The organism is Staphylococcus sp. FSL K6-0223, assembly GCF_038008285.1.
Window position 1 is genome coordinate 1,810,275 of record NZ_JBBOYX010000001.1, and the last position, 25,594, is coordinate 1,835,868.

General features: G+C 31.5%; 30 protein-coding genes. 5 read left to right on the forward strand and 25 right to left on the reverse strand.

What is annotated here, in order from left to right; translation table 11 throughout:
• Positions 1 to 61: 61 nt before the first annotated feature.
• From MHI13_RS08955 to MHI13_RS08965, 3 genes are all read right to left on the reverse strand, one after another.
• Positions 62 to 1,270, reverse strand: a complete 1,209-nt coding sequence (locus MHI13_RS08955) for an NAD(P)/FAD-dependent oxidoreductase (protein WP_017175861.1) — start codon at positions 1,268 to 1,270, stop codon at positions 62 to 64.
• Positions 1,271 to 1,597: 327 nt separating this feature from the next.
• The gene (locus MHI13_RS08960; protein WP_049379468.1) at positions 1,598 to 1,957 is read right to left on the reverse strand and encodes a HesB/IscA family protein; all 360 of its coding nucleotides are present in this window, start codon (positions 1,955 to 1,957) and stop codon (positions 1,598 to 1,600) included.
• A 12-nt stretch (positions 1,958 to 1,969) separates the two neighbouring features.
• Positions 1,970 to 2,215, reverse strand: a complete 246-nt coding sequence (locus MHI13_RS08965) for a YuzB family protein (RefSeq protein WP_002448156.1) — start codon at positions 2,213 to 2,215, stop codon at positions 1,970 to 1,972.
• A gap of 315 nt (positions 2,216 to 2,530) precedes the next feature.
• Here MHI13_RS08965 and MHI13_RS08970 point away from each other — a divergent pair, with 315 nt between their 5' ends.
• Positions 2,531 to 3,595 (forward strand): NAD(P)/FAD-dependent oxidoreductase, encoded by a 1,065-nt coding sequence (locus MHI13_RS08970; protein WP_070548404.1) that lies wholly within the window; start codon positions 2,531 to 2,533, stop codon positions 3,593 to 3,595.
• Positions 3,596 to 3,684: 89 nt separating this feature from the next.
• Here the strand turns inward: MHI13_RS08970 and MHI13_RS08975 are convergent, their stop codons facing one another.
• A complete protein-coding gene (locus MHI13_RS08975; RefSeq protein WP_048679904.1) occupies positions 3,685 to 4,008 on the reverse strand; it encodes a YuzD family protein in 324 nt (107 codons plus the stop codon).
• Between the two features lie 103 nt (positions 4,009 to 4,111).
• Between MHI13_RS08975 and MHI13_RS08980 the strand changes: the two genes are divergently transcribed.
• Positions 4,112 to 4,354, forward strand: coding sequence for a NifU family protein (locus MHI13_RS08980; RefSeq protein ID WP_002433501.1), 243 nt, complete (start codon positions 4,112 to 4,114; stop codon positions 4,352 to 4,354).
• Positions 4,355 to 4,421: 67 nt separating this feature from the next.
• Here the strand turns inward: MHI13_RS08980 and dltD are convergent, their stop codons facing one another.
• The 7 genes from dltD to MHI13_RS09015 form a co-directional block, all read right to left on the reverse strand.
• Entirely contained in the window at positions 4,422 to 5,579 is a 1,158-nt protein-coding gene (gene dltD / locus MHI13_RS08985; RefSeq protein ID WP_070548406.1) for a D-alanyl-lipoteichoic acid biosynthesis protein DltD, read from the reverse strand.
• Positions 5,576 to 5,812: a D-alanine--poly(phosphoribitol) ligase subunit 2 gene (gene dltC / locus MHI13_RS08990; protein ID WP_002448193.1), complete on the reverse strand. Its 237-nt coding sequence runs from the start codon at positions 5,810 to 5,812 to the stop codon at positions 5,576 to 5,578. Before dltC ends, dltD begins: the two co-directional genes overlap by 4 nt.
• Positions 5,813 to 5,827: 15 nt before the next feature.
• Complete coding sequence (dltB, locus tag MHI13_RS08995) at positions 5,828 to 7,042, reverse strand: D-alanyl-lipoteichoic acid biosynthesis protein DltB (RefSeq protein ID WP_049335123.1); 1,215 nt, start codon at positions 7,040 to 7,042, stop codon at positions 5,828 to 5,830.
• A complete protein-coding gene (dltA, locus tag MHI13_RS09000) occupies positions 7,039 to 8,493 on the reverse strand; it encodes a D-alanine--poly(phosphoribitol) ligase subunit DltA (RefSeq protein ID WP_017175866.1) in 1,455 nt (484 codons plus the stop codon). Before dltA ends, dltB begins: the two co-directional genes overlap by 4 nt.
• Positions 8,494 to 8,507: 14 nt before the next feature.
• Positions 8,508 to 8,678, reverse strand: a complete 171-nt coding sequence (locus tag MHI13_RS09005) for a teichoic acid D-Ala incorporation-associated protein DltX (RefSeq protein ID WP_227944882.1) — start codon at positions 8,676 to 8,678, stop codon at positions 8,508 to 8,510.
• 334 nt (positions 8,679 to 9,012) lie between these two features.
• The gene (locus MHI13_RS09010; RefSeq protein ID WP_002448132.1) at positions 9,013 to 9,801 is read right to left on the reverse strand and encodes a TIGR01457 family HAD-type hydrolase; all 789 of its coding nucleotides are present in this window, start codon (positions 9,799 to 9,801) and stop codon (positions 9,013 to 9,015) included.
• Positions 9,801 to 10,235 carry a DUF86 domain-containing protein gene (locus MHI13_RS09015; RefSeq protein ID WP_070548408.1) on the reverse strand — a complete coding sequence of 145 codons (435 nt, stop codon included), beginning with the start codon at positions 10,233 to 10,235 and terminating at the stop codon, positions 9,801 to 9,803. The genes MHI13_RS09010 and MHI13_RS09015 overlap by 1 nt, the downstream gene beginning before the upstream one ends.
• 102 nt (positions 10,236 to 10,337) lie before the next feature.
• Here MHI13_RS09015 and MHI13_RS09020 point away from each other — a divergent pair, with 102 nt between their 5' ends.
• Positions 10,338 to 10,604 (forward strand): DUF3055 domain-containing protein, encoded by a 267-nt coding sequence (locus MHI13_RS09020; RefSeq protein ID WP_002448201.1) that lies wholly within the window; start codon positions 10,338 to 10,340, stop codon positions 10,602 to 10,604.
• Positions 10,605 to 10,657: 53 nt separating this feature from the next.
• Here the strand turns inward: MHI13_RS09020 and MHI13_RS09025 are convergent, their stop codons facing one another.
• The 10 genes from MHI13_RS09025 to sufC form a co-directional block, all read right to left on the reverse strand.
• Positions 10,658 to 11,044, reverse strand: coding sequence for a YutD family protein (locus MHI13_RS09025; RefSeq protein WP_017175869.1), 387 nt, complete (start codon positions 11,042 to 11,044; stop codon positions 10,658 to 10,660).
• A gap of 203 nt (positions 11,045 to 11,247) precedes the next feature.
• Positions 11,248 to 12,168: a lipoyl synthase gene (gene lipA / locus MHI13_RS09030; protein ID WP_002448197.1), complete on the reverse strand. Its 921-nt coding sequence runs from the start codon at positions 12,166 to 12,168 to the stop codon at positions 11,248 to 11,250.
• Positions 12,169 to 12,279: 111 nt separating this feature from the next.
• Positions 12,280 to 13,611, reverse strand: coding sequence for a bifunctional metallophosphatase/5'-nucleotidase (locus MHI13_RS09035; protein ID WP_070548410.1), 1,332 nt, complete (start codon positions 13,609 to 13,611; stop codon positions 12,280 to 12,282).
• Positions 13,612 to 13,630: 19 nt separating this feature from the next.
• Positions 13,631 to 14,458: a sulfite exporter TauE/SafE family protein gene (locus tag MHI13_RS09040; RefSeq protein WP_017175871.1), complete on the reverse strand. Its 828-nt coding sequence runs from the start codon at positions 14,456 to 14,458 to the stop codon at positions 13,631 to 13,633.
• Between the two features lie 13 nt (positions 14,459 to 14,471).
• Positions 14,472 to 15,320: a DUF72 domain-containing protein gene (locus MHI13_RS09045; protein ID WP_054105344.1), complete on the reverse strand. Its 849-nt coding sequence runs from the start codon at positions 15,318 to 15,320 to the stop codon at positions 14,472 to 14,474.
• Between the two features lie 336 nt (positions 15,321 to 15,656).
• Entirely contained in the window at positions 15,657 to 17,054 is a 1,398-nt protein-coding gene (gene sufB / locus MHI13_RS09050; protein ID WP_002448087.1) for a Fe-S cluster assembly protein SufB, read from the reverse strand.
• Between the two features lie 161 nt (positions 17,055 to 17,215).
• Entirely contained in the window at positions 17,216 to 17,677 is a 462-nt protein-coding gene (sufU, locus tag MHI13_RS09055) for a Fe-S cluster assembly sulfur transfer protein SufU (protein ID WP_002448166.1), read from the reverse strand.
• On the reverse strand, positions 17,667 to 18,917 hold the full coding sequence (locus MHI13_RS09060) for a cysteine desulfurase (RefSeq protein ID WP_170999981.1): 1,251 nt from the start codon (positions 18,915 to 18,917) through the stop codon (positions 17,667 to 17,669). The genes sufU and MHI13_RS09060 overlap by 11 nt, the downstream gene beginning before the upstream one ends.
• 30 nt (positions 18,918 to 18,947) lie before the next feature.
• Positions 18,948 to 20,255, reverse strand: coding sequence for a Fe-S cluster assembly protein SufD (gene sufD, locus MHI13_RS09065; RefSeq protein WP_017175874.1), 1,308 nt, complete (start codon positions 20,253 to 20,255; stop codon positions 18,948 to 18,950).
• 122 nt (positions 20,256 to 20,377) lie between these two features.
• Positions 20,378 to 21,139, reverse strand: a complete 762-nt coding sequence (sufC, locus tag MHI13_RS09070) for a Fe-S cluster assembly ATPase SufC (RefSeq protein ID WP_002448050.1) — start codon at positions 21,137 to 21,139, stop codon at positions 20,378 to 20,380.
• Between the two features lie 327 nt (positions 21,140 to 21,466).
• On the opposite strand from sufC, the gene MHI13_RS09075 reads away from it, so the two are divergent.
• A complete protein-coding gene (locus MHI13_RS09075; RefSeq protein ID WP_019835074.1) occupies positions 21,467 to 22,324 on the forward strand; it encodes a DUF368 domain-containing protein in 858 nt (285 codons plus the stop codon).
• 63 nt (positions 22,325 to 22,387) lie between these two features.
• On the opposite strand, the gene MHI13_RS09080 is transcribed toward MHI13_RS09075, so the two are convergent.
• Positions 22,388 to 22,573 (reverse strand): CsbD family protein, encoded by a 186-nt coding sequence (locus MHI13_RS09080; RefSeq protein ID WP_002448111.1) that lies wholly within the window; start codon positions 22,571 to 22,573, stop codon positions 22,388 to 22,390.
• 175 nt (positions 22,574 to 22,748) lie between these two features.
• Between MHI13_RS09080 and MHI13_RS09085 the strand changes: the two genes are divergently transcribed.
• Entirely contained in the window at positions 22,749 to 22,913 is a 165-nt protein-coding gene (locus tag MHI13_RS09085; RefSeq protein WP_002448129.1) for a hypothetical protein, read from the forward strand.
• A 90-nt stretch (positions 22,914 to 23,003) separates the two neighbouring features.
• On the opposite strand, the gene MHI13_RS09090 is transcribed toward MHI13_RS09085, so the two are convergent.
• The 3 genes from MHI13_RS09090 to MHI13_RS09100 are packed head-to-tail and all read right to left on the reverse strand — an operon-like array spanning position 23,004 to position 25,553.
• The gene (locus tag MHI13_RS09090) at positions 23,004 to 23,819 is read right to left on the reverse strand and encodes a MetQ/NlpA family ABC transporter substrate-binding protein (protein WP_017175876.1); all 816 of its coding nucleotides are present in this window, start codon (positions 23,817 to 23,819) and stop codon (positions 23,004 to 23,006) included.
• A 20-nt stretch (positions 23,820 to 23,839) separates the two neighbouring features.
• Positions 23,840 to 24,535: a methionine ABC transporter permease gene (locus MHI13_RS09095; protein ID WP_017175877.1), complete on the reverse strand. Its 696-nt coding sequence runs from the start codon at positions 24,533 to 24,535 to the stop codon at positions 23,840 to 23,842.
• Positions 24,528 to 25,553 carry a methionine ABC transporter ATP-binding protein gene (locus tag MHI13_RS09100; RefSeq protein ID WP_017175878.1) on the reverse strand — a complete coding sequence of 342 codons (1,026 nt, stop codon included), beginning with the start codon at positions 25,551 to 25,553 and terminating at the stop codon, positions 24,528 to 24,530. The genes MHI13_RS09095 and MHI13_RS09100 overlap by 8 nt, the downstream gene beginning before the upstream one ends.
• Between the last annotated feature and the right edge of the window lie 41 nt (positions 25,554 to 25,594).

The following is a 25,594-nucleotide window of genomic DNA, read 5'->3' on the forward strand; positions in this document are numbered from 1 at the left end:
TCTATTTTGTTTCACAGATTTCTGTCTCACTCCTTAATGATTAAATATTTAATTTATTAACTTAGAATTTACCTTTTTTAAATGCTAAGCCAACGCCACCCATTTTGAATACTGCACGTGTATCAATCACTTTCTTCATGAACGCAGCTTTTTTACCAGTGATGTCTCTACCAAACACATGACCTACACCATCATGTGAACCTAAAGAACAAACTGTACCACGATCAATATATTCGAAGTCAGTTGTAGCTTGACCATTTAAGATATTTTCAATGTTTTTAGCAACATGTGCACCTTGTTGCATAGCAATTTGAGCTGTAGTTGGTAATGGACGTTCCTCACCTGCTGGGATAAACGCAGAAACATCACCAATAACGAAGATATCATCATGACCATCGATTGTTAAATCTTGTTTAGTTACGATACGACCACGTTTTACACCTTCGAATGATTCTTCCATAAGTTGACTACCGCGAACTCCAGCAGCCCACACTGCAGTATTGGCTTCAAGTTGTTGTTCTTGATCATTTGTTTTAACTTTGAAACCTTTTTCATTACAAGCAACGATTGGCGTACCAATTTTAAATTCAACGCCACGTTCTTCTAAATAATTAACTACATAATTTACAAGATTTTCTGAGAACATTGGTAAAATTTTAGGCATAGCTTCAACACATGTAATTTTAACTTTATTTTGATCTACACCATATTTATTACATAATTCAGGAATTCTGTCTGTTAATTCACCTAAGAATTCAATACCTGTAAATCCAGCGCCACCTACTAAAATTGCTAAATCATTTTCATCTTTCTCTTTTGATGCAGCGTAGTTCGCAAATTTATCTTCAATATGACGAGATAATTCGCGAGCAGTATGAATATTTTCAATTTGGAACGCATGTTCTTTCATTCCGTTAATACCGAATGTTTCACTTTCAAATCCTAAAGCAACAACTAAAATATCATATTCAAAAATACCATGAGTAGTTTCTACTTTTTTAGCGTTTCTATCAATTTTAGTTACTTCTGCATTGATGAAGTTGACTTTATTTTTGTCAATTACACTTTCAATTGGATAAATTAAATCTTCATAATTTAAAGTACCAGCTGACGCTTCGTGTAACCAAGTTGCTTCATAATGATATTTGTTTTTGTTAACTAAAGTGATTTCTGCTTCATTTGCAGATACTTCTTTTTGTAATTTAGTAACTGCTTGTAAACCTGCATATCCTGCACCTAATACAAGTACTTTTTTACGATTTTGTGCCATTTCATTCACCTAAGCTTTCGTATTTTTTCTTAAATGTAGATAAAGGCTACAAGTTTCAGAACATGTTGAAACGTAGCATTTTTATAATACAATAGTATTGTAAAAATACTGATTGTTTCGTAAAACTTTGAACTTAACCTATTTGTTCATCCCCATTTATAGTCTTAGTCAACACTTTTATATTCCATTTTGCGAACATTTATTCACAAAAAAGACAAAATTAATCCACTTCCAATTTTATAGTTTTTATACCATATTTTCAAGCAACAACAGAACGATTATTTAAATTTATTATTACTATATTGTATTAACTTAAGAATATGAGACTTAACAATTTTCAGGATGTCCAGCTACTTTTGCTGTTCTAAAAGAACTGCCACATCCACATGATGCAATTGCATTTGGGTTGTCGATTTGGAATCCACCACCCATTAATGATTGTTTAAAATCAATTTTAGTGCCATTCAGTACGGGAGCATCATCTTTATCTACTAAGACTTTTAATCCATAATATTCTAATATTTCATCATTTGATCCTGGGGCTTCTTCTGCAGACATACCATATGTTAAACCTGTACATCCGCCACCATTCACTTTAATTTTTAAATAACCGTTTTCCATATGATTACTTTTCAACATGTCTTTTACTTCATAAGCTGCTGCTTCAGTAAGTATTACTGTTGGCATTTCTAATCACTCCTATAATAAGTTTGTAAAATCATTTTCTTCTATGTGTTTATAAATATTGTTTAACAAATCTTCAGGTGTATCCCCTTCTACGACTTCTCCATCTACCAATGCATATAACCCAGAAGAACATAAACCACAATTATTGAGACATCCATATTCTAACACATCTACTTCAGGATCACTTTCGAGTTTATCGTAAACGTAGTCTCCGCCTTTGGCCATATTCGATATACAGAATTCGACTAATGGAAACATACTTCACCTTCTTTTTAATTTAATTACATTATTATAACAAATCTCTTAATATGTTGCATTGCTATGGTTTTTAACTATTTGTATTTTGCAATAACATTTCACATTTGTTTGTCGTGATTATTAAAAACATATATAATAAAATTATATTAATCTTTCATTTATTTGTTAGGGGACAATAAATGAAAAATAAGCGTTAAAATAGGCTGAATCACTTATTATTGAACCTATACTTTATTTATACAGTCTGACATTATAAAGGTCTGACATTAATACTACATAGACAATTGATATTTTAATGTAAAGGGGTAACATAATATGAAACATTTAGTTCTGCTTGGTGGAGGGTATGGTAATATGCGTATTATGTCGCGCATTCTTCCAGATGTTCTTCCTCAAGAATACACATTAACTCTTATAGATCGAATGCCGTTTCATGGTTTAAAACCTGAATTCTATGCGCTCGCTGCAGGCACAAAATCTGATAGTGATGTGCGAATGAATTTTCCTAATTCACATCGCGTAAATACAATTTATGGAGAAATAAGTGATATCGACTTAGATAACCAAATTGTTTCGGTAGGACAAACTAAAGTAGATTATAATGAGTTGATTATCGGACTAGGTTGTGAAGATAAATATCATAATGTTCCAGGAGCTAAAGAATACACTCATAGTATTCAAACGCTTTCTAAAGCGCGTGAAACGTTTCATAGTATTAGCGAACTACCTAAAGGAGCGCGTGTTGGAATTGTAGGAGCTGGCTTGAGTGGCATTGAATTAGCAAGTGAACTACGTGAAAGTCGCACAGATTTAGAAATTATTTTATATGATCGTGGACCTCGTATATTAAGAAATTTTCCAGAAAAATTAAGTAATTATATTGCGAAGTGGTTCCGCGAAAATAATGTAAACGTGGTTCCTAATTCTTTGATTGATAAAGTTGAGCAAGGAAGAATTTATAATGGAGGTACACCAGAGCCTGTTGATATTGTAGTATGGACAGCAGGTATTCAACCCGTTGAAATTGTAAGAAAACTGCCTATTGATATTAATAAAAGTGGTCGCGTTATCGTCAATCAATATCATCAAGTACCAACTTATAAAAATGTTTATGTAGTTGGAGATTGCGCAGCTTTACCACATGCGCCAAGTGCTCAATTAGCAGAAGTACAGGGTGATCAAATTGCCGATGTACTAAAAAAACAATGGAATCATGAACCACTTCCTGAAAAAATGTCTGAATTAAAAGTTCAAGGTTTCTTAGGTTCTCTAGGAGAGAAAAAAGGGTTTGCCTATATTATGGATCGCACAGTCACAGGACGTTTAGCGCATATATTAAAATCAGGTGTTTTGTGGCTATATAAATATCATAATGGATAAATAAAACTGGGAAGCAAGACAGAATTTAATTTTATTCATCATCTCACGCTTCCCCACATTTTTATAAAAATTGAATACTGCACTTTATATTAATTGTTTATAATATATTGTTCTATAAAATGAGTCACTTTTTTTGACTGAATATAACCGTCAGCCACATATTCATCGTTCATTGTAATAAGCGGGTAAAACAACTCATCATTTTCAATTTGCTCAATATATTGTTGATCATGATCACTTAAATTTTCAGTTTCTTTTTGAAAATCGATATATGTATATTCGAAATGAATATTAGGATATTTTCTTTCTAATAATGGTTTTAGCCACTCATACGTATTTTTAGAAGTTGGTGCATTGACACAACTTGCACACACTACATCTGCACCGTAAACAACAACACTTACTTTTGTCATATATTAATCCCCCGTTTAGTTTTATAGATTTTTCTTTCTTTATCTATTATAATAAATTAATAATAAGTTTATGAAGTATTTTACTTGAAAGGAGACATATCTCATGCCTACTGAGAATGCAACAATGTTTGATCAAGTAGCCGAAGTTATTGAACGTTTACGTCCGTTTTTATTACGTGACGGAGGAGATTGTACATTAGTCGATGTAGAAGATGGCATCGTAAAATTACAATTACATGGTGCGTGTGGAACATGCCCAAGCTCAACTATTACATTAAAAGCAGGTATAGAACGTGCTTTACACGAAGAAGTACCAGGCGTTATAGAAGTAGAACAAGTTTTCTAACGATATAAATTAAAGACACCCTACCCTCAGTATTTAATCAGAGTAGGGTGTCTTTTTTTTTTGCTATTTAGAATTGAGTTTGATGATTGTTCATATGTTTTTCAATTTGACGATCCATGTATACCCAACCTTTCCAACCTACATGTACCACATCACTTAATACATATTTTTCATAGTCTTTATTTGACATATCATACACTTTGCCACCATGTCCCACAACAGTTTTATGTATTTTTTTATAGACAGGTTCACGTGTTGAACGGTGAATACCTAAATGATCGTACCATTTACCATTTACTGGAAGAATAACATATTGTACATCAGCACCTGCTTGATGCATTGTATCTACTAGTAAAGATAAATCCTTAAACTCTGGTGAATTCATTTTAAATTCATATTGGCGACGATTCATTGGTTTTTTATGCATTAGTTTTTTCCAATATTCGTTACGGATACCATAACCATTAGAAGTAGAACGTTTTTCACCAAGTTGCACTGCTTTATTACTCATGTTTTCCCAAGAATCATTGGGTGATGTAAGTGAGTGTACATGAGCTAATGGTGATTTATCTAATGAAAAGTATGTTTTTATTGCCTCAATTTTAAGAAGTTGACTTTTTTTAAAATTAGAAATATAACGACCTTTTGGATTGCTTGGATCTTTTACTAATTCTTTTAAATATTCCTTATTAGGAACACTTCTAAATTTTAATAATCGTTTAGCATAGCGTTGTTTTAACTCTGAAGGCATATCCTTTTGTTGAAATATCTGATTGATTTGATTTGGTGTCGTACGCGCAGCCATATCCATATCATTAACGCCATGTGTACTAAACCATTGTGGTGAAATGATAAATGTCATCTTTTTACCTTTAAGTTGATCATATTGACCCGCTAATTCAATAGCATTAATTAAATCTGTATTACCGCCCGTACCAACTAAGAATACAGGCTTTGTATTTTTTCGATGATGCATTGCTATCGCAGGATTAAACGGGTCACGTTTATTTAACTCACTTGAACCATAAAGTGGATAATATTTATCATTACTAAATAATTGATTTTGAATGAGCGTACCTTTAAGTACTTGATCAGTTAGTGACATTCTATTATCAGCAAGTGTCTTATTGTTAACGAGACCAGTAAACCAACTCGCAGGCATTAATACAAAAGCTAAAAATATGATTCCACTAATAAGAATTGGTAAAAATGGTTTGAATTTCATCGTAATTCTTCTAAAGCTTCAACAATTTTATTAGGAGTTGCCCATTCATCGCGATCAAAATCCATAATTGATACTTCAATTCCTAATCTATTTTGAATTTCTAATAATAATCCAACTGTTTGAAATGAATCAATAATTCCTTCTTCAAAAATCTCAACATCTGGGTTTTCTTTAACTACGTCATTTTCTGCTACATCAGCTAATACATCTAAAACTTGTTCTCTAAATTCCATCATTTATTTCTCCCTTTAAATTAATTTTCCTGAGAATATCAAGAATCCAAATGCTACAAAATGGAATGTGATAATAACACTTAATGCTGTAGTAAAACCATTTTGAAAGCGAGGTGGATGTTTCTTTCTCCAGCGTTCATAATATCCATATCCGATAAACATTAAACCGTGATAAATACCATAAACAATATAAAATACTTCTAATCCGTGCCATACACCCATAATAAAGAAATTTAAGAAGAAGGCAAAATTTGACATTGCAAATTGATTCTTCATTATTTTTTTACGAGACATATAGAACAATGTTCTCATATAAACACAGTCTCTAAACCAGAATGATAATGACATATGCCATCTATTCCAGAAATCTTTAATGTTACGTGCTTTAAACGGCTGTTTAAAGTTTGGTGGTGTATTAATGCCATATAGATAACTCACTGCTATTGCAAATAAACTATAACCTGCAAAGTCAAAAAATAAGTAAAAGCTATAGGCATACATATATAACCATTTATGAGTAAAACCATGTAAATGCATTAATAATGGCATAATTGCATATACATTAATTAAATGAGCAATAATATATTTATATAAGAAGCCCATCATAATCATATGAATCGCTTTAACTACCATACCTCTGTATTGCTCACCAGTTGGTATTTTTTTATCGTCTTTGACAAAACGTTTATAACGGTCGATGGGTCCTGAAGATACTGTTGGAAAGAATGAAATAAATTGAATCAATTTCCCCACTTTAATTTCTTTAATAGAACCATCTCTAATTTCCATTATAAGTTGTACACTTTTAAAAGTAACATATGAGATTCCTAAGAATCCGACAAATTCAATTAACTTATGTTCATGGAAATGTATTTGATGTCCACCTAACCATGAACTTTGTAATATTTTAACAAGTGCTAAAGGTAAAATAGATAAAATCATAACAATTAAAAATTTAATAAAAGTATTATTTTTTTGTCGTGATTTGTAATACCACATGATTAATAGCACTTGCCATATTAAATAAATTACAAAACTGATTAATTGAACACTTAAATATTTCTGTCCAAATAAATTGTATTTATCTGAAGAGAAAATAATCACAATCATAATCACTGTACTTATCCCATTGTACACATAGCTTCGCTTACCTAAAAATCCGAGTATGATGACTGGTAAAAGAACGATAAATGCGACTAAGAAGAAGGTAAACGTACCATAAGGAATCATGCGTCGATATCCTCTGCAACTTGTTTACGATCAAGTTTTCCATTTGATGTTAATGGAAGTTGTTCCATCCAAACGAATTTTCTCGGAATCATATATTCAGGTAAGCGAGATTTCAATTCATTTTTAATGTTTCTGGTCATCTCTAAGTCATTATCCACTTTTTTAGTAGGTACAATAGCACCTACAAGATAAACAACTTTTCCATTTTTATAAATAGGCACAACAACAGTTTCTCTAACGTATTTTGAGTGTCTTAATTGTGTTTCAATTTCTTCTAGTTCCATGCGATAACCGTTTAACTTTATTTGAAAATCGATACGTCCTTGGATAAACCAATAACCATCTTTTTCAATAGCTTTATCACCCGTGTGATAAATGCGAACGCCATTATCAAACTTAAATACTGCTTCAGTTTTTTCTTTGTTTTTTAGATATCCTAAACTCACACTTGTTCCTTTAATAACAAGTTCACCTTCATCAGTTGTTGATAGTGTAGTATTCGGTCTTGCTACACCTACTGGAAGTGGATTATAACGTTCTAAAATCTCGGGTGTGATTTTTACACCAGTAACTGCAACTGTCGCTTCCGTTGGTCCATATGTGTTATAAACAATTGCATTTGGATATCTATCAACAAGTGCTTTAGCTGTTCTATGCGGTAAAATTTCTCCACAAAAGAAGAAATGATTTAAACTTGGATAATCTTTTTCATTAAGGTTAGGAAGTAATAAACACATTTCTATAAATGATGGTGTTGATACCCAAGCATTAATTGGCGTTTGAACAAGCATTTCATTTAATAACTTCGGTTTTTTTATCATATCTTTATCTACTAAGTTAAGTGTTCCACCAGATGTTAAACATGGATAAATTGCCATTACAGATAAATCAAATGAAAATGGTGCTTGGTTCAACCACTCCTGATGATTATCTGTTTCATTTAATGAGACCATCCATTCTGCAAACTCTATTAAACTCGCATACTCAATTTGCACACCTTTAGGCTCACCTGTAGAACCAGAAGTGAATATAGTATAAACAACATCTGTTTTATCCATTTGACTATCAAAAACAATAGGATAATCAGAATGTTTAATATCTTCGATTGTAAGTTCTTTCCTTGGTTGATTCACACTTGAATCAGTTGTATTTAAAATAAATGTTGGATCTACTTTATTCATAATCATTTCTACACGTTCTATTGGAACTGACGTATCAATTGGGACATAGCCACATCCTGCTTTGATTGCTCCTATCATTCCAACTACCATATATGGTGACATATGACCATAGATGATTAATGGCTTATTTGTATCTTGCAAATAATGTGCTAGCTTACTAGATTCTTCTATAAGTTGACGATACGTTAACTCATCTGATTTATGTCTAATAGCTACTCGATCTGGATTTTTTTGTCCAATATCATTAATTAAATTTATAATATCTGTCATCCTTTGACTCCTTACTAGAATTCGTTATATATAAAGTTATTATGTGTATCGCCTGAACCATATATAAGATACAAAGCTATAAAAATTGCTAAGTATAGAATAGTCAGTAGATATGGTTTTGCTTTTTCATAAAAAACACTTATTTTTTTAGTTTCTTTCAATTGAATATTGCACCTCACAAACATTGCTATTTATTTTGAAGAACAATTCTACTTATTTTATATTTAGTAAAGTTATCTTACTATCAAGAAATATTATATCGCACTTTTATTTTACACTTTATTATATAAAAATATTAATTATATATCAAATTTATTTTATATAATAATTAGTGAGTGTTAAATATGTATCTATCTTATCCGATATGTCCTTATTCTTATCCTTGATATTCTATATATTAGTACTAATGGTTACATATCACAATTACACAGAGCATAACAAAACTGTTAGATATAAAAACTTCTTATTACTCATATCATCAATTTAAGTAATAAGAAGTTATCATAGAAATTATTTTTATTAATTAGTATTACTTTCTAATTCAGCTATAGCCACATTCAAATCTTTAAATGAATAGGTTGGCTTTGGTTGTTTAGTTTGAATTTCTTCATAAGATGTTACACCTGTTTGTACATGTACCGTATCCATCCCCACATTAATACCAGACATTATATCTGTATCATACAAATCTCCTACCATAGCCACTTCAGACTTATCGAGTTTCAAAATATCTAAAGCAATTTGCATGATGATGGTTTCTGGTTTACCGATAAATTGTGGCTGTTGTCCAGTAGATACACTAACCACACTTGTAATAGCTCCATTTCCAGGTAAGAAGCCTCTTTCTTTAGGAATTGAGACATCTGGATTCGTAGAGATAAATTTTGCGCCTTTACGTACTGCTAAAGTAGCTATTGCAAGTTTTTCATATGTGACTGCTTCATCTAAACCGATAACTACGTAATCTACATTCTCATCTTCTTTTACGGTTAAACCTGCATCGGTTAACGCTGTTCTTAAACCATTACCTCCTAGCATATACACGCTAGCTTGACTATTTTCTTCTGCAATGTAATTTGCCGTAGCTAGAGCAGAAGTAACTACTTCGTCTGGTTTAGCGTCAATCTTCATTTCTTTTAACTTTTCTGTTACTTCTTCAGGCGTCTTAGTAGAGTTATTAGTAACATATAAATGAGGAATATCGTTTTTGTTCAAATAATCGATAAATTGAGCAGCACCATCAATTTCTGCTGTACCCATATACATTGTTCCATCTAAATCGATTAAATAACCTTTATAATTTTTCATTATGAATAATCTCCTTTTCCAAAAGCGGTAATTGGCACATTTTCTTTGTTTAGAAATTGAGTAACTTCTTTAACAAATTGTCGATAATACGGTATTGAGGTGTCAAATAATGGTACAAGTGTTTCAACTTCTAATTCTGTATAATGATGTGCAAACTGTTTTCTGATTTTAACTGTATCATTAATATGGTTCTGTGTATCTTTGGAAATCACCCCTTCAAGTTCTAAAATATCAATAACATCTTTATAGTTACCAGGATCTCTCAAAATAAAAGCGTCAATAATCATATTTCCAATATCTACCGATGATTCAATTAGCATTTGCGCAATACGTTCAAATGCATAATGATTTGATTTATTTGTTTCATAATCCTTAATAAGCTGATTTAAATATTTTATTTTAAGTGCTAATTTATCTTTATCTACAAAATACATATCTGTCACCTCTTATTATTATTATCATATCATAGTTTTGCATCATGCATCATTTGTCGTTATACTAATTTCACATATTAAAAATAAAGGAGCATGACTGATATGATAGATATGTTTCTGTACGATGATGAGGAACAATCGCAAGCACAATTCGTAGGATTTGTAGGTGAACATAGTCGCTATGATTTAATGCTTATTCAGACCGATCGTCATTACGGTAAAACACTGGTATTAAATCTTCAAACTAATAAATTTGGCATCATAGGCACAGATGATATTGAAGAAGAAGGATATATTGCTCATATATTAGGTGTGTCTCAAGAAGAAAGCGAAGAAATCATTGAATATCTAAATCAAGTTATTCAATAAATGAAAGGTCAAAACAATGATATTTACAAAATATACATTGTTTTGACCTTTCATTATTTATTATTCTTTTTTTCAGTAGATTGCGTAGCTTGTATTGTTGGTTTTATTTTAACATCATGTAATTTATCCTCTACTTCATCTACACTATCTAGTTCTAATCGTTCATTATCATTAATATGTCTCACTATGAAATATGGACAACCAAAATTACAATATTCCAAAATATAATCTTGAATGGTTGAAAAACGTTTTGAAATTTCAGCTTTTTTATTTGAATCTTTATAAAATCCTTTTAAACGTAATTGATCATAACCAAAATCTCCAACTACAAAATCATATTTATCAAGTATATCTGAATATCTTGAAGCAAATAATTCTTCGTCAAAGCATTCTCTATAATCTTCAATTAATTCAAAATACTGTTGATTAACTTTAATCATAATAAGTCACCTTTAATTGTAATTATAATAAAAACTTAGATTGCCTATTTTAAAGAAAAAGAGCAATCTAAGTTTTAGCATCTATCTATTAATAAACATTGTTAATTGACTTTATGTACTCATATTATTGTTTCACAAGATAATATGACTTCATTATGCAATATCACTTAACAGAAAGTTTATTTTAAATTTTTGGGTTAATATTATTTTTGTTGTAACTGTTCTTCTCCAAGACGGTGTTTTTCTTTTGCCGCTTCATTTACTTGTTCATCAGCATGATAAGAACTTCGTACCATTGGACCAGCTTCACAATGTTTAAATCCTTTTTCCATTGCAATTTTTCTTAATTTACCAAATTCTAATGGAGTATAATACTTTTCAACTTTTAAGTGTTTACGTGATGGTTGTAAATATTGACCAATTGTTAAAATATCAACATCATTTGCACGTAAGTCATCCATTGTTTCATAAATTTCTTCCAATGTTTCACCTAAACCTACCATTAAACTTGATTTAGTTGGAATATCAGGTTGTAACTCTTTAGAACGACGTAAGAATTCTAATGTTCTGTCGTAAGTCGCACGCGCACGAACTCTTGGAGTTAAACGACGTACTGTTTCAATGTTATGGTTTAAAATATCAGGTCTTGAAGCCATTAGTGTTTCAAGTGCTTCATAATCCCCACCCATATCTGACGGTAAAATTTCAATTGTCGTATATGGATTACGTTCACGTACTTTACGAACCGTTTCTGCATATACATTAGATCCTGCATCTCTTAAATCATCACGTGCAACAGCTGTGATAACAACATGTTTAAGATTCATTAGTTCTACAGACTCTGCAACACGTTCTGGTTCATTTAAATCTAGTTCATTAGGTAAGCCAGTTTTTACTGCACAGAAACGACAAGCTCTTGTACATACCGCACCTAAAATCATAAATGTAGCCGTACGTCTAGCTCCCCAACATTCATGTATATTTGGACATTTTGCTTCTTCACAAACTGTATGTAAATTTTTCTCACGCATCATTTTCTTGAGGCCGATGTAGTTTTCATTAGTGTTTAGCTTTATTTTCAACCAATCTGGTTTACGTAAAATCTCTTCATTTTTAGTAGCCATAACAACACATACCCTCCTGTTTAATCTATCTTCAACTATTATAACGAAATTTACATTAAATTAAAATGTAATAACTTATAAAATTAAGACATAACTATGAACATTTGTGTACTAAGAAGAATGATGCATATGAATTAATTTTTCTTTAAAGATATCTCTTAAAAATTCAGGCATTAAATAATCAATCGATGTTCCTTTTAATAATGGGAAATATCTTCCAAATGTATACATATCTACAGTTCCTAATATATAGGTACGGTTATCTTCTATTTCTTGTCCATCTACAAAGAAGCGATGTTCTGATTGAATAAATCCACATTTATATAATATATAACCACCAAAAATATCACCTCTAAATCCTAATCCTTGGACATGTTCATACATATATTCTTGCTTTTGACTTTTTAAGATTACCTTTTTCAATTCAGAACCTTTCAAACGTACACGAACTAAGTTGATTGGATGAGGTAACATAGTATGGATATCGTATTCAGTAAGTTGATCGCTCTCAACACTATTAACAATTAATCCAGCATTAATAATTGTACAATCTGCATTTGTAAACTCATACACACTTTCTGCAAGTAAATAAGTCGTTTTTGTAATCACATTTGTTTTACTAGATAAAGAAACTGGCTTATTAATAATCGCCTTCTTCATCAAATCTTTTCCTTCTTCATCAAAATGTGTTTTAACCACTGGTAATGTGTCTACTGGATGTAATGTAGCCTCTTTAGTAACTACTTTTTTATTTTCAATCGTTAAATTCACTTCTCCAAGATAATATCCATATTTCCCTGCTGCTGCCATAAGTACACCATTATTGACTTCACCATGATTAAAATGATGATGTGTGTGGCTTCCTAGTATCACATCTATCTCTGGGATTTCTTGACATAATTTTTCATCAAAAAAGACACCTACATGACTCATAACTATTAATACATCGTATTGTCCTTTGCGTTGTTCAATTTCGTCTTTGATGGCTTCTAATGGGTCTGTCACAATCCAATCAAGTGCTCGATAGAATGGCGTGAAAGGTGCCGTCGCTGCTACAAATAAAAAGCGCACATCTTCTATTTCTTTTATATAAGAAGTGGCAATATGACGAGGTAAGTGGCCATCTTCGTCTAAAACATTAGCACATATGACTTTAAATTGTGCATCATTGTAAAGATTATTTAATGCTTCATGAGAAATAGTCATTCCTTCATTATTCCCAATTGTAACAATATCACAATGAGCCTCATTTAAAAGTTCAACGTTCTTTTTGCCCATAGTTGCTTCTGTTACTGGTGTAGATAAATCAACATGATCACCAATATCTAAATAAAGTGAAGGGTGTTGAAGTTCAGGTCGGTGTTCAGCCATGTACGTCATAATACGTGCATATTCATTAAGGTGACTATGAATGTCATTTGTATGAAAAATTGTAAGCTTCACTTAAATTCCTCCTGTTTTATTATAGAAACGATTTAATAATTAGATATACACCCATAATTAACATTACTGTGCGTAATAATAATACTACTGTTTCTGATTTAATCGAGTGATTTATTTTTACTCCAATTTGAGCGCCAATATAACTAGAAATGATTAGAATAATTGAATATGACCAAGCAACATGACCTTGAATAATATGACCAATTGAACTCATTACACTTGAAAAGAAAATCATCATCATACTTGTCCCTACTGCTACATGAGGTGGAAATCTAAATACTATAAGCATTAAAGGAGTCATCAACGCTCCACCACCAATTCCAAATAAACCTGTAAGTACACCTATAAATAATGTAGCAAAGAAGGCAAACATAGGTGGAACGCTATAATGATAAGTCATCCCTTTAGCATCGATGTATGTTTTACGATACTTTTCCTTATCGAATATTTTAAATGGTTTAATTTTATATCTAATCATCAATAAAATAGATACACAGATCATAAAAATACCAAAGTATAAATTAAACGAATTTAATGTTAAATATCTACTTAAAAATGAACCAATAAGTGAACCAGGTAATAATCCAAATAAAAATATGGATCCATTTTTAATATCTACTTGCTTTGTTTTCAAATAACCAATAGATGAAGAAAGTCCAGTTACAATAAGAATAACCGATGACGTACCAATTGCAATCTGAGTAGTGATGCCGTGTAATAGATGATGGTTCACTCCTAAATACACTAAAGTAGGTACGATAATTATACCACCACCAATACCTACTAAAGAACCTAATACTGCAGATAATAATCCAATTAAAACTAATAAAATCATTGTTAAAAACATTATAATTCGCCTCTTAGAAAAATTTTAATTGCTGAGGTGCTAAGCCTGTATACTCTATATCTAAAATATCTTGATAGGTTTTAGCATTTTGAGCTGCATGACCACCAGAATTATTATTAAAAACAACATAGACCTTTTCAGCTTTTTGTTCTAATATTTGAACTTTATTTGCTAAATCTTTTAATTCATTTTCATTATAATTATATAAATATCTAACATCTCGCCACTCTTGATCAGTCATATCTTTTTTAGTCCAACCATGCTGATTTCTACCATGATAACGCACAAAAGCGGTACTAGAAGTTATACGATTGACTAAAGGTATAGACCCATCTTTAATTTGTGGTTCATCTACGACCGCATGAATAATTTGATGTTCGGTTAAAAACATTAAAGTTTGTTCTTTAAATTGGGAATTAAACCAAGATTGATGTCTAAATTCTACACACATGGGGATATCTTCTAGCTGTTGTCGAACATACAAAATATAATTTATATTTTGCGCTGTACAATTAAACCAAGGTGGAAATTGCACTAGGACCATTGCTAATTTATGATGTGCAATCAGTGGTTCAAGCATTTGTCTAAATTGTTTAAATAGTTCAGAGCGTGAATCAGCATAGGTTTTATAATCTGAATGAAGCGTTAATGCTTGATGAATCTTAACGATAAACTGAAACGTATCTGGTGTTTCATTGATCCATTTCAATATATTACGTTCAGGTTGGATAGCATAATATGAGGCGTCAAGTTCAACAACAGGAAAATGACTCGCATATGTACGTAGTTTATCTGTTTGTCTTTCAAGATCTTCATATAAAGAATAATGATCTCCCCATCCAGTTAGACCGATATTAATCATTTTTATCACCAGATATATGATACCATATTCAAAATTAATATATCACTTGTTGTATACTAACTTTACATTTTCTTATTATTTTAAAATTTCTACTATAACACCCTAAGTTTGCGTTAATAACTGATTCATTTGTAAAAATAATTAATCTATTAAATCGTTCACTTTTGATTAGTAGCTAATTTGTAACTACTTCTCTTCTAATAGATTGTGTTAACTGGTTTTAAACTGGATAAGGTGGAATATCGCCATCATAATTAATCATTGCTTGAAAAACAAAAGAACTAGAATGTTTAACATTCTAGTTCTTTTAACTATTAGCTTAAGCTAAATTTTAAGTTATCCGATTGAACCTTCCATTTCAAATTTAATAAGACGGTTCATTTCTACAGCATATTCCATTGGTAATTCTTTAGTAAATGGTTCGATGAATCCCATAACAATCATCTCAGTTGCTTCTTCTTCAGAAATCCCTCTACTCATTAGATAGAATAGTTGTTCTTCAGATACTTTAGAAACTTTCGCTTCATGTTCTAATGAAATATTATCATTAAATACTTCATTGTATGGAATTGTGTCTGAAGTTGATTCGTTATCTAGAATTAATGTATCGCATTCGATATTTGAACGCGCACCTTTGGCTTTGCGTCCAAAGTGAACAATACCGCGATAGATTACTTTACCGCCGTTTTTAGAAATTGATTTAGATACGATAGTTGAAGATGTATTTGGGGCTTTATGAATCATTTTAGCACCTGCATCTTGAACTTGACCTTTACCCGCAAATGCGATGGATAATGTACTACCTTTCGCACCTTCACCTAATAATACACAGTTAGGGTATTTCATTGTTAACTTAGAACCTAAGTTACCGTCAACCCATTCCATATTACCATTTTCATGAACAAACGTACGTTTAGTAACTAAGTTATACACATTGTTAGCCCAGTTTTGGATAGTAGTATAACGAACATGTGCATCTTTATGAACAATAATTTCAACTACTGCTGAGTGTAATGAACTTGTAGTATATACTGGTGCAGTACAACCCTCAACATAGTTCACTGAAGCTCCTTCATCAGCAATAATTAATGTACGTTCGAATTGACCCATATTTTCTGAGTTAATTCGGAAGTACGCTTGTAATGGTGTATCTAATTTAACGTTTTTAGGTACATAGATGAATGAACCACCTGACCATACTGCTGAATTTAATGCTGCGAATTTATTATCAGCTGCTGGAACAACAGAAGCAAAGTATTCTTTAAATAAGTCTTCATTTTCACGTAAAGCACTGTCTGTATCTTTAAAGATTATCCCTTTTTCTTCTAATTCTTTTTCCATATTATGATATACAACTTCTGATTCATATTGTGCAGAAACACCAGCTAAATATTTTTGTTCTGCTTCTGGTATACCTAATTTATCAAATGTACGTTTAATTTCTTCAGGTACTTCATCCCAAGAACGTTCAGTATGCTCTGAAGGCTTAACATAATAAGTAATGTCATCAAAATTCAATTCTGATAAATCGCCACCCCATTGAGGCATTGGGATTTTATAGAATAGTTTTAAAGCTTTTAATCGGAAATTAAGCATCCATTCTGGTTCTTCTTTCATCTTAGAAATTTCTCTAACAATATTTTCTGTTAGACCACGTTCTGATCTGAAAATGGAAACATCCTCATCATGGAAACCATATTTATAATCTCCAACATCAGGTGCTTTTTTAGCCATTTCAATCACTCCTTAAATATATTTAAAACGATATACGCATCATTTATCTTTCACTACTATCTATAGTCATTGTAACAACATGAAAACTATATAAAAAGAAATATGTGTAAAATGTCACAGCACCATAGTGCTTAGAATAACATTTATTACCTATTCGTATTTTATTCTTCAGTTGTACCTTCTGCTTTACCTTCTTTTTGCACTGTACCTTTTTCTAAAGCTTTCCACGCTAACGTTGCACATTTAATACGCGCTGGGAATTGAGAAACCCCTTGTAATGCTTCTACATCTCCCATATCTTCAGTGATGTTATAATCTTCACCTAACATCATTTTAGTAAATTCTTGACTCATTTGCATTGCTTCACCTAATGAATGACCTTTAACTGCTTCAGTCATCATCGATGCACTTGACATTGAAATTGAGCAACCTTCACCTTCGAATTTCGCCTCTTGAATGATACCATCTTCGATATCAAATGTTAGTCTAATGCGATCACCACAAGTAGGATTATTCATATCTACTGTCATTGATCCATTATCTAAAACGCCTTTATTACGAGGATTCTTATAATGATCCATAATTACAGATCTATAAAGTTGATCTAAATTATTAAAACTCATATGAGAAAAACTCCTTCGTTTGTTTCAATGCTTCTACTAATTGGTCAACATCTTCTTTAGTATTATAAATATAAAAACTTGCTCTTGCAGTAGATGATACATTTAACCATTTCATTAATGGTTGCGCACAGTGATGTCCAGCTCTAACAGCGACACCTTCAGTATCTACTGCTGTAGCAACATCATGTGGATGAATATCAGCTAAATTAAAAGTGATCACACCTGCACGTCTTTCTTTAGGGGGACCATATATTTCTAATCCTTCAATTGAAGATAATTGCTCATATGCATATTCTGTTAATTCTTTTTCATGCTGATGAATGGCATCAAAGCCTATATTTTCGATATAACGAATAGCTTCAGCCAATCCAATAGCTTGAGCAATAATCGGTGTACCAGCTTCAAATTTAGTAGGTAAGTCAGCCCATGTTGCATCGTACTTACTTACAAAATCAATCATGTCCCCACCATACTCAACAGGTTCCATGTTTTGAAGTAGTTCACGTTTTCCATATAATACACCAATACCAGTCGGTCCTAACATTTTGTGACCGCTAAAGCTAAAGAAATCAACATCTAAATCTTGAACATCGATATCCATATGAGGTGCAGATTGTGCTCCATCAACACTAATAATAGCACCGTGTTCATGCGCAATCTTAGCAATTGCTTTTATATCATTAATGGTACCTAAGACATTAGACACATGAGTAATAGCTACAATCTTAGTATTGTCATTAATTGTCGATTTGACATCTTCAATTCTTAGTTCACCATCATCAGTCATAGGAATAAATTTTAAAGTAGCTTTTTTTCGTTTAGCTAGCTGTTGCCAAGGCACAATATTAGCATGATGTTCCATCTCTGTCACAACGATTTCGTCGCCTTCGTTAATATTAGCGTCTCCATAACTATGTGCAACAATATTAATTGAAGCAGTCGTACCTCTAGTAAAAATAATTTCTTCAAAATATTTAGCATTAATGAAACGTCGTACTGTCTCACGAGCACTTTCATATCCATCTGTTGCTAAAGAACCTAGAGTATGCACACCACGATGCACATTAGAATTGTAACGTTTATAATAATCATCTAATACATTTAATACTTGCACTGGTGTTTGACTTGTTGCTGTTGAATCAAGATAAGCTAATCGTTTTCCATTAATTTTTTGATTTAGTATAGGAAAGTCTTCAATAATTTCTTGTATGTTTAATGAAGTTTCGGCCACTACCTTCACGACCTTTCTTTTATTGAAAATCTCAATGATCTATTTATTTACTTTAAGTTCGATGACTTCTCGTAATTGACGTTTCACATCTTCAATTGGTAATTCACGGACAACTGGATCTAAGAAACCATGAATAACAAGACGTTCTGCTTCTTTTTGAGAAATACCACGGCTCATTAAGTAGTAAAGTTGTTCTGGGTCAACACGACCAACCGAAGCTGCATGACCTGCTTCAACATCATCTTCATCGATAAGTAGAATAGGGTTCGCATCTCCGCGAGCATGCTCTGAAAGCATTAACACACGAGATTCTTGATTTGCGATAGATTTTGTACCGCCATGCTTAATATATCCAATACCATTAAATACAGATGAAGCATTTTCACGCATTACACCATGTTTTAAGATATAACCATTTGTTTCCTTACCATATTGAACGATTTTAGATGTTAAGTTAATTTTTTGATCACCAGTACCAACAATGACTGATTTTAGTTCACTTGTTGAACGATCACCAATTAAGTTAGTAGTATTATCAATAATTTGGCTTCCCTCATTCATTAAACCTAAAGCCCAATTAATTGATGCATCTGCTGCCGTCACACCACGACGGATAATGTGACCTGTAAATCCTTTATCTAGATAGTCAACTGAACCATAAGTAATGTTTGAATTTGCTCCTGCAATCACTTCAGAAATAATATTGACTTGATTACCTTCACCACTTGCAGTTGAAAGGTAATTCTCAACATATGTTACTTCAGCACTTTCTTCCGTTACAATAATGGCATGATTAAATAAACTTGCATTCTCATTGTCATGTAATACTACATATTGAATAGGGTCTTCAACTACTACATTTTTAGGGACATATACAAATACGCCACCATTCAATAATGCTGTATGCAAAGCAGTTAATCGATGTTCATCTACTGTAACTGCATCTTTCATTAAATATTTTTCTACTAATTCACTATGATCTTGTAGCGCTTTTGATAAACCTTCAATAATAACATTATTATGATTTGCTTGTTCTGATACTTGTGTGAAAGCTAAATCATTATTATGTTGAATAATTAAATTTTTAGAATTTTCTATATCAATAATATTTTTAACTGATTCAGGAAGTTCTGATACATCATTATATGATTTACTTTCTACATGATGTTGTTTAAATGCATCGAAATCCCATTTTTTTAGTTTTGTTTTATCTGGTTTAGGCATTTCTAAAGTTTCTGTTAATTTCAAAGCTTTTTGACGTAGTTCAGTCATCCAAGAAGGTTCATTTTGTGCTTTAGAATAATCAACAAGTTGTGCTTCAGAAATATTTAAAGTTTCTGTTGTCATAATGCTTTTTCCTCCTACTTGATGAAAAATTTTAGTAACTGAATTGATATATAAACTGTTTATTTCCACATTTTAAAATCAATCAGTTCTTTTTATGAATAGTTTTTATATTATTTAATGACCTATTCAGTTGCACCAAATTCTTCTTTAACCCATTCATAACCTTCTTCTTCAAGACGTTTAGCTAATTCTGGACCGCCTGATTTTACAACTTTACCGCCATACATAACATGTACTTTATCAGGAGTAATATAGTTTAATAAACGTTGATAGTGTGTAATCATTAATGCACCGAAATCTTCACCACGCATTTCATTGATTCCTTTAGAAACGACTTTTAATGCATCAATATCTAAACCTGAGTCAATTTCATCTAAAATCGCAAATTTGGGTTCTAACATCATTAATTGTAAGATTTCATTACGTTTTTTCTCCCCACCTGAGAAACCTTCATTTAAATAACGTTGCGCCATATCTTTATCAATATCTAAGAAATCCATTTGTTTATCTAATTTTTTAATAAATTGCATTAAGTTAATTTCTTGACCTTCTTCACGTTTTGCATTAATCGCTGAACGCATAAAGTCTGCATTTGTTACACCAGTAATTTCTGATGGATATTGCATTGCTAAGAAAAGACCTGCTTTTGCTCTTTCGTCAACCTCTAATTCTAAAATATTTACGCCATCAAGTAATACTTCACCTTGAGTAACTTCATAACTTGGGTGACCCATAATTGCAGAAGATAATGTTGATTTACCTGTACCATTAGGTCCCATGATTGCGTGAACTTCACCAGTATTAATTGTTAAATTAACACCTTTTAAAATTTCTTTATCTTCAATAGACACATGTAAGTCTTTAATTTCCAATGTTGATGACATTTATATTCCCTCCATAAAATATAAAGTTTTCTTAACTAGTTTATAGTAATTTTAATTTATAGTCAAAAAGACTTCTAACACTTTAATACACTTAATTATAACGTAAATAGTCCCCAATATAAACTTATTAAAATGACAAAAAAGATTATATTTTCGTCAAAATTGTTTCGAAATCACTTCAATTTTCAAGTGCGACTGATAATCAAAAGGCATCTGTTCTCAATAGGTAACTAGATACTAACGATGATTAACTATTTAATATTTCAATGTAAGGTGAAAATTTGGTAATATTCGTATTAACTTAATAAAGAAAGAAAGGAGACCTTTATGACATTCAAATGGAAAAATATTTTAAAAGGATTTGCGATGGGGACTTCAGATTTAGTTCCAGGAATCAGTGGAGGTACCATTGCTTTACTTTTAGGGATTTATGATGATTTTATTTCATCCATTAGTGGATTGTTTTCTAAACGGTTTTGGCCAAGTCTAAAATTTTTACTTCCTATATTAATAGGAATGATTTTAGCGATTGGTGTACTTAGTAATTTAATTCATTACCTACTCGATCATCATCATGTAATAACGATGTTCTTTTTTACTGGTTTAATTATAGGCATTGTCCCTTACCTATTAAAAACTTCAGATTTTAAAAAAACATTTACAACTAAACACTATGGATTATTAATTTTAGGAATCATAGTTATAGTAGCATTAACAATATTAAATCCTAGCACACAGCAATCAAGTTTAACACTTCAATTATCTTTTAGTCTTATTATTAAATATTTTATAGCAGGTGTTTGTGCTTCTAGTGCAATGCTACTTCCAGGTATCTCTGGCTCATTTATGCTACTTGTATTCGGTGCATATGGAACAATAATGTTAGCTATTGCTAATTTAGCTAAATTTAACTTTACCGGTCTGCCTATATTAATAGTAGTTGGTTTAGGTATTTTATGTGGATTTCTATTTTCAAGCCGTATTATAAAATACTTTTTAACCCACCACTTTATTGGAACATTTGCCTTAATTACTGGTTTTGTTATTGGTTCAATTTATGCTGTATTCCCAGGAATTCCTAAATCACCAGTAGAATGGATTGTTTCGATTATTTCTTTAGTAATAGGATATATAGTAAGTTATTCATTAGGACTGATTACGTCTAACAATGATACTCAGACATAATATTCTAAAATAAACAAAAAACGCATGTGTTTAACACATGCGTTCTCTTCTAGTTAAAACGACTTATTTATCGCCTTTTAATTTATCAATAACATCATTTGCTTTATCTTTAACGTTATCAACCACTTCTTTAGCTTTACCTGAAGCTTTGTCGCCTTGACCTTCTTTTTCTAAATCTTTATTATCAGTTGCATTACCAACTGTTTCCTTAATATTACCTTTAGCTTGTTCAAATTTATCTTCTGCCATTTTAAATTCCTCCTTGTTAAACATTTCATTCTTAAATGATTTTTGTAATATTAACATACCCAATACATATCATGTATAAACATAAATTCTGTTATTTTTTTATATTTTCTGTCTAATTAAAATAATTGTTATAATAACATTGTTCAATTTACTTATCCAATTGGAGATGATAACTATGACATTTGTTAATTTTACTGCTATGACAGAAAAAGGTTTAAATAAAAAAGTCAATGCATTCTTAGAAGAACATCCATATATAGAAATTGTTAAATTTGAATATGCGATGGGTCAAGGTGGTATCGGCGTTGGAATACTATATCAAGACGATTCAAGTTTATAATATAAATGACTGCAATAAATGTATTGATATAAAATAAAAAAACGGTTCACATATTTGTTTGTGAACCGTTTTTTACTGCATTATTATTCATTATTTTGCAGGTACAACTGCACCTTTGTATTTTTCATTGATGAAATCACGAATGTCTTTAGATTGTAATACTTCAACTAAAGCTTTAATTTTTTCATCATCTTTATGATCTTTACGAACTGCAATTAGGTTTGCATAAGGGTTATTATTAGGTTTTTCAACTACAATTGAATCTTTTTGTGGACTTAAGCCTTGATCAATAGCATAGTTTGAATTAATAATAGCTGCATCTACATCTTGATTTTGATAGATTTTTGGAAGATATTCAGCTGATTGTTTGTTATTGAATTTAATATCTTTTTTGTTTTCAGTAATATCTTCAAATTTAGCGTCTTCAATTTTTACGCCTTTTTTAATTTTAATTAAGCCTTCATCAACGAAGAATTTTAAGAAACGACCTTGTTCAGCTGGGTTATTTGAAACATAAACTGTCGCACCTTTAGGAAGGTCTTTTAAACTTTTGTATTTTTTAGAATAAACAGCCATTGGTTCTAAATGAACTTTACCTGCATCTTCAATTTTGTATCCTTTTTCTTTACTTTCAGTTTTTAAATAAGGAACGTGTTGGAAGTAGTTAGCATCAAGCTCACCTTTATCTAACAACTTATTAGGTGTAGTGTAATCATTGATTGTTTTAATTTCTAAATTATAACCTTTTTTCTCAAGAAGTGGTTTTGCTTTTTCTAAGATTTCAGCATGTGGTGCTGGTGAGGCACCTACAACGATTTTTTTATCTTTTTCGTCTCCGCCTTTACCACAAGCAGCTAATACAACTGTCAGTGTAAGTACTAATACTAAACTTAAAAGTTTTTTCATTTAATCTGTCCTCTTTTCTATTATCGTTTATCAATTTTATTTGTAAGCCAATCCCCGATGAATTGGATTATAAATACAATAATTAAAATAAATACGGTTGACACTAGAATGACGTCGTTTTGGTTACGTGTAAAACCAGTTAAGTAAGCTAAGTTACCTAAACCACCTGCACCAATAACGCCTGCAATAGCAGTTGAACCAACTAAAGCGATAGCAGTTACTGTAATACCTGAAACAAGTGCTGGCATTGCTTCTGGAAGCAATACTTTTCGAACGACTGTCCAAGTATTCGCACCCATAGACCATGCTGCTTCAATAACGCCTTTATCGATTTCTTTAAATGCGATTTCAACTAATCTTGCGTAGAACGGTGCAGCGCCAATGATTAATGCTGGAAGTGCTCCCGTCGGTCCACTAATTGTACCTAATAATACACTTGTGAACGGAATTAATAACAAAATTAAAATAATAAATGGAATCGCACGGAACAAGTTAACTATAAATGAAACTACCGTATAGAAAATTTTAGCTCCAGGTGCATCACTTTTAGCTGATAAGAAAAGCAGCACACCTAAGATTAAGCCAAAGATAAAAGCAAAAATGGTTGACACTACAGTCATATAAAGTGTTTCATATATTGCTTGCCAAACTTCAGGCCATTGCACGTTAGGCATAGTAATCATTTCATGGAAGATATCACCATATGATTTATCCATGTTTAATCACCTCCACATTTACGTGTTGTTTATGTAACTCAGTTACAAATGTATTAAATCCATCTTCACTAATATGTGGAATATGTACAATTAAAAATCCAATTGAACCTGTACGTGTATTTTTAATATTTGCTTCCAAAATATTTAATTCAATATTCTGCATTCGCGTAATATCAGATACAACAGGTTGTGTGGTATTATTACCGTTGAAATTCAATCTTACAATATAAGCGTCTTTGTTCAATGGTTCTAGATGTTTAATTGAATCTTCAAAATCGTCGTCTAAATCGTCTTTCACGAATCGTTTTGTCACCTCATGTTGAGGATTTTCAAATACTTCATCAACATTACCTTGCTCAATAACACGCCCATTTTCCATCACTGCAACTTCATCACATATGCGTCTAATCACTTGCATTTCATGTGTAATAATCACAATCGTTAGATTTCTTTCTTCTTTTATTTTTAATAGTAAATCTAAAATTTCATCCGTTGTTTGTGGATCTAGCGCACTTGTAGCCTCGTCACATAATAAGACATTCGGATCATTCGCTAATGCACGAGCAATCCCAACTCTTTGTTTTTGACCACCTGATAATTCTGAAGGATAAGCTTTTTCACGACCTTTTAAACCGACCAACTCTACAAGTTCTAAAGCTCTTTGTTTTGCTTCTGCACGAGATACTCCAGCTATTTCTAGTGGGAACATAATATTACTAATGACAGTACGTGACCATAACAAATTAAAATGTTGGAAAATCATACTTACTTTTTGTCGTTTTTTTCTCAAATCTGACTTAGAAAGTTTGTTAATATTGTCTCCATCTATAATGATATCCCCTGAAGTCGGTTCTTCTAGATTATTAAACATTCGAATTAACGTACTTTTACCAGCACCAGAAAACCCAATCACTCCAAAAATTGAGCCTGATTCTATATTCAAGTCAACGTGATCTACTGCTAGTACATCTTTGTTCTTTGTGTGATAGCGTTTAACAACTTGATTTAACTCAATCACGTTAAATGCCTCCCTTAAATTCCTTATGTAATTAAAAAATG

Coding starts and splice junctions, on each gene's coding strand:
- MHI13_RS08955 (WP_017175861.1), bottom strand. CDS start 1,270: ATGGCACAAAATCGTAAAAAAGTACTTGTATTAGGTGCAGGATATGCA.
- MHI13_RS08960 (WP_049379468.1), bottom strand. CDS start 1,957: ATGCCAACAGTAATACTTACTGAAGCAGCAGCTTATGAAGTAAAAGAC.
- MHI13_RS08965 (WP_002448156.1), bottom strand. CDS start 2,215: ATGTTTCCATTAGTCGAATTCTGTATATCGAATATGGCCAAAGGCGGA.
- MHI13_RS08970 (WP_070548404.1), top strand. CDS start 2,531: ATGAAACATTTAGTTCTGCTTGGTGGAGGGTATGGTAATATGCGTATT.
- MHI13_RS08975 (WP_048679904.1), bottom strand. CDS start 4,008: ATGACAAAAGTAAGTGTTGTTGTTTACGGTGCAGATGTAGTGTGTGCA.
- MHI13_RS08980 (WP_002433501.1), top strand. CDS start 4,112: ATGCCTACTGAGAATGCAACAATGTTTGATCAAGTAGCCGAAGTTATT.
- dltD (WP_070548406.1), bottom strand. CDS start 5,579: ATGAAATTCAAACCATTTTTACCAATTCTTATTAGTGGAATCATATTT.
- dltC (WP_002448193.1), bottom strand. CDS start 5,812: ATGGAATTTAGAGAACAAGTTTTAGATGTATTAGCTGATGTAGCAGAA.
- dltB (WP_049335123.1), bottom strand. CDS start 7,042: ATGATTCCTTATGGTACGTTTACCTTCTTCTTAGTCGCATTTATCGTT.
- dltA (WP_017175866.1), bottom strand. CDS start 8,493: ATGACAGATATTATAAATTTAATTAATGATATTGGACAAAAAAATCCA.
- MHI13_RS09005 (WP_227944882.1), bottom strand. CDS start 8,678: ATGTTTGTGAGGTGCAATATTCAATTGAAAGAAACTAAAAAAATAAGT.
- MHI13_RS09010 (WP_002448132.1), bottom strand. CDS start 9,801: ATGAAAAATTATAAAGGTTATTTAATCGATTTAGATGGAACAATGTAT.
- MHI13_RS09015 (WP_070548408.1), bottom strand. CDS start 10,235: ATGTATTTTGTAGATAAAGATAAATTAGCACTTAAAATAAAATATTTA.
- MHI13_RS09020 (WP_002448201.1), top strand. CDS start 10,338: ATGATAGATATGTTTCTGTACGATGATGAGGAACAATCGCAAGCACAA.
- MHI13_RS09025 (WP_017175869.1), bottom strand. CDS start 11,044: ATGATTAAAGTTAATCAACAGTATTTTGAATTAATTGAAGATTATAGA.
- lipA (WP_002448197.1), bottom strand. CDS start 12,168: ATGGCTACTAAAAATGAAGAGATTTTACGTAAACCAGATTGGTTGAAA.
- MHI13_RS09040 (WP_017175871.1), bottom strand. CDS start 14,458: ATGTTTTTAACAATGATTTTATTAGTTTTAATTGGATTATTATCTGCA.
- MHI13_RS09045 (WP_054105344.1), bottom strand. CDS start 15,320: ATGATTAATATCGGTCTAACTGGATGGGGAGATCATTATTCTTTATAT.
- sufB (WP_002448087.1), bottom strand. CDS start 17,054: ATGGCTAAAAAAGCACCTGATGTTGGAGATTATAAATATGGTTTCCAT.
- sufU (WP_002448166.1), bottom strand. CDS start 17,677: ATGAGTTTTAATAATTTAGATCAACTTTATAGATCTGTAATTATGGAT.
- sufD (WP_017175874.1), bottom strand. CDS start 20,255: ATGACAACAGAAACTTTAAATATTTCTGAAGCACAACTTGTTGATTAT.
- sufC (WP_002448050.1), bottom strand. CDS start 21,139: ATGTCATCAACATTGGAAATTAAAGACTTACATGTGTCTATTGAAGAT.
- MHI13_RS09075 (WP_019835074.1), top strand. CDS start 21,467: ATGACATTCAAATGGAAAAATATTTTAAAAGGATTTGCGATGGGGACT.
- MHI13_RS09080 (WP_002448111.1), bottom strand. CDS start 22,573: ATGGCAGAAGATAAATTTGAACAAGCTAAAGGTAATATTAAGGAAACA.
- MHI13_RS09085 (WP_002448129.1), top strand. CDS start 22,749: ATGACATTTGTTAATTTTACTGCTATGACAGAAAAAGGTTTAAATAAA.
- MHI13_RS09090 (WP_017175876.1), bottom strand. CDS start 23,819: ATGAAAAAACTTTTAAGTTTAGTATTAGTACTTACACTGACAGTTGTA.
- MHI13_RS09095 (WP_017175877.1), bottom strand. CDS start 24,535: ATGGATAAATCATATGGTGATATCTTCCATGAAATGATTACTATGCCT.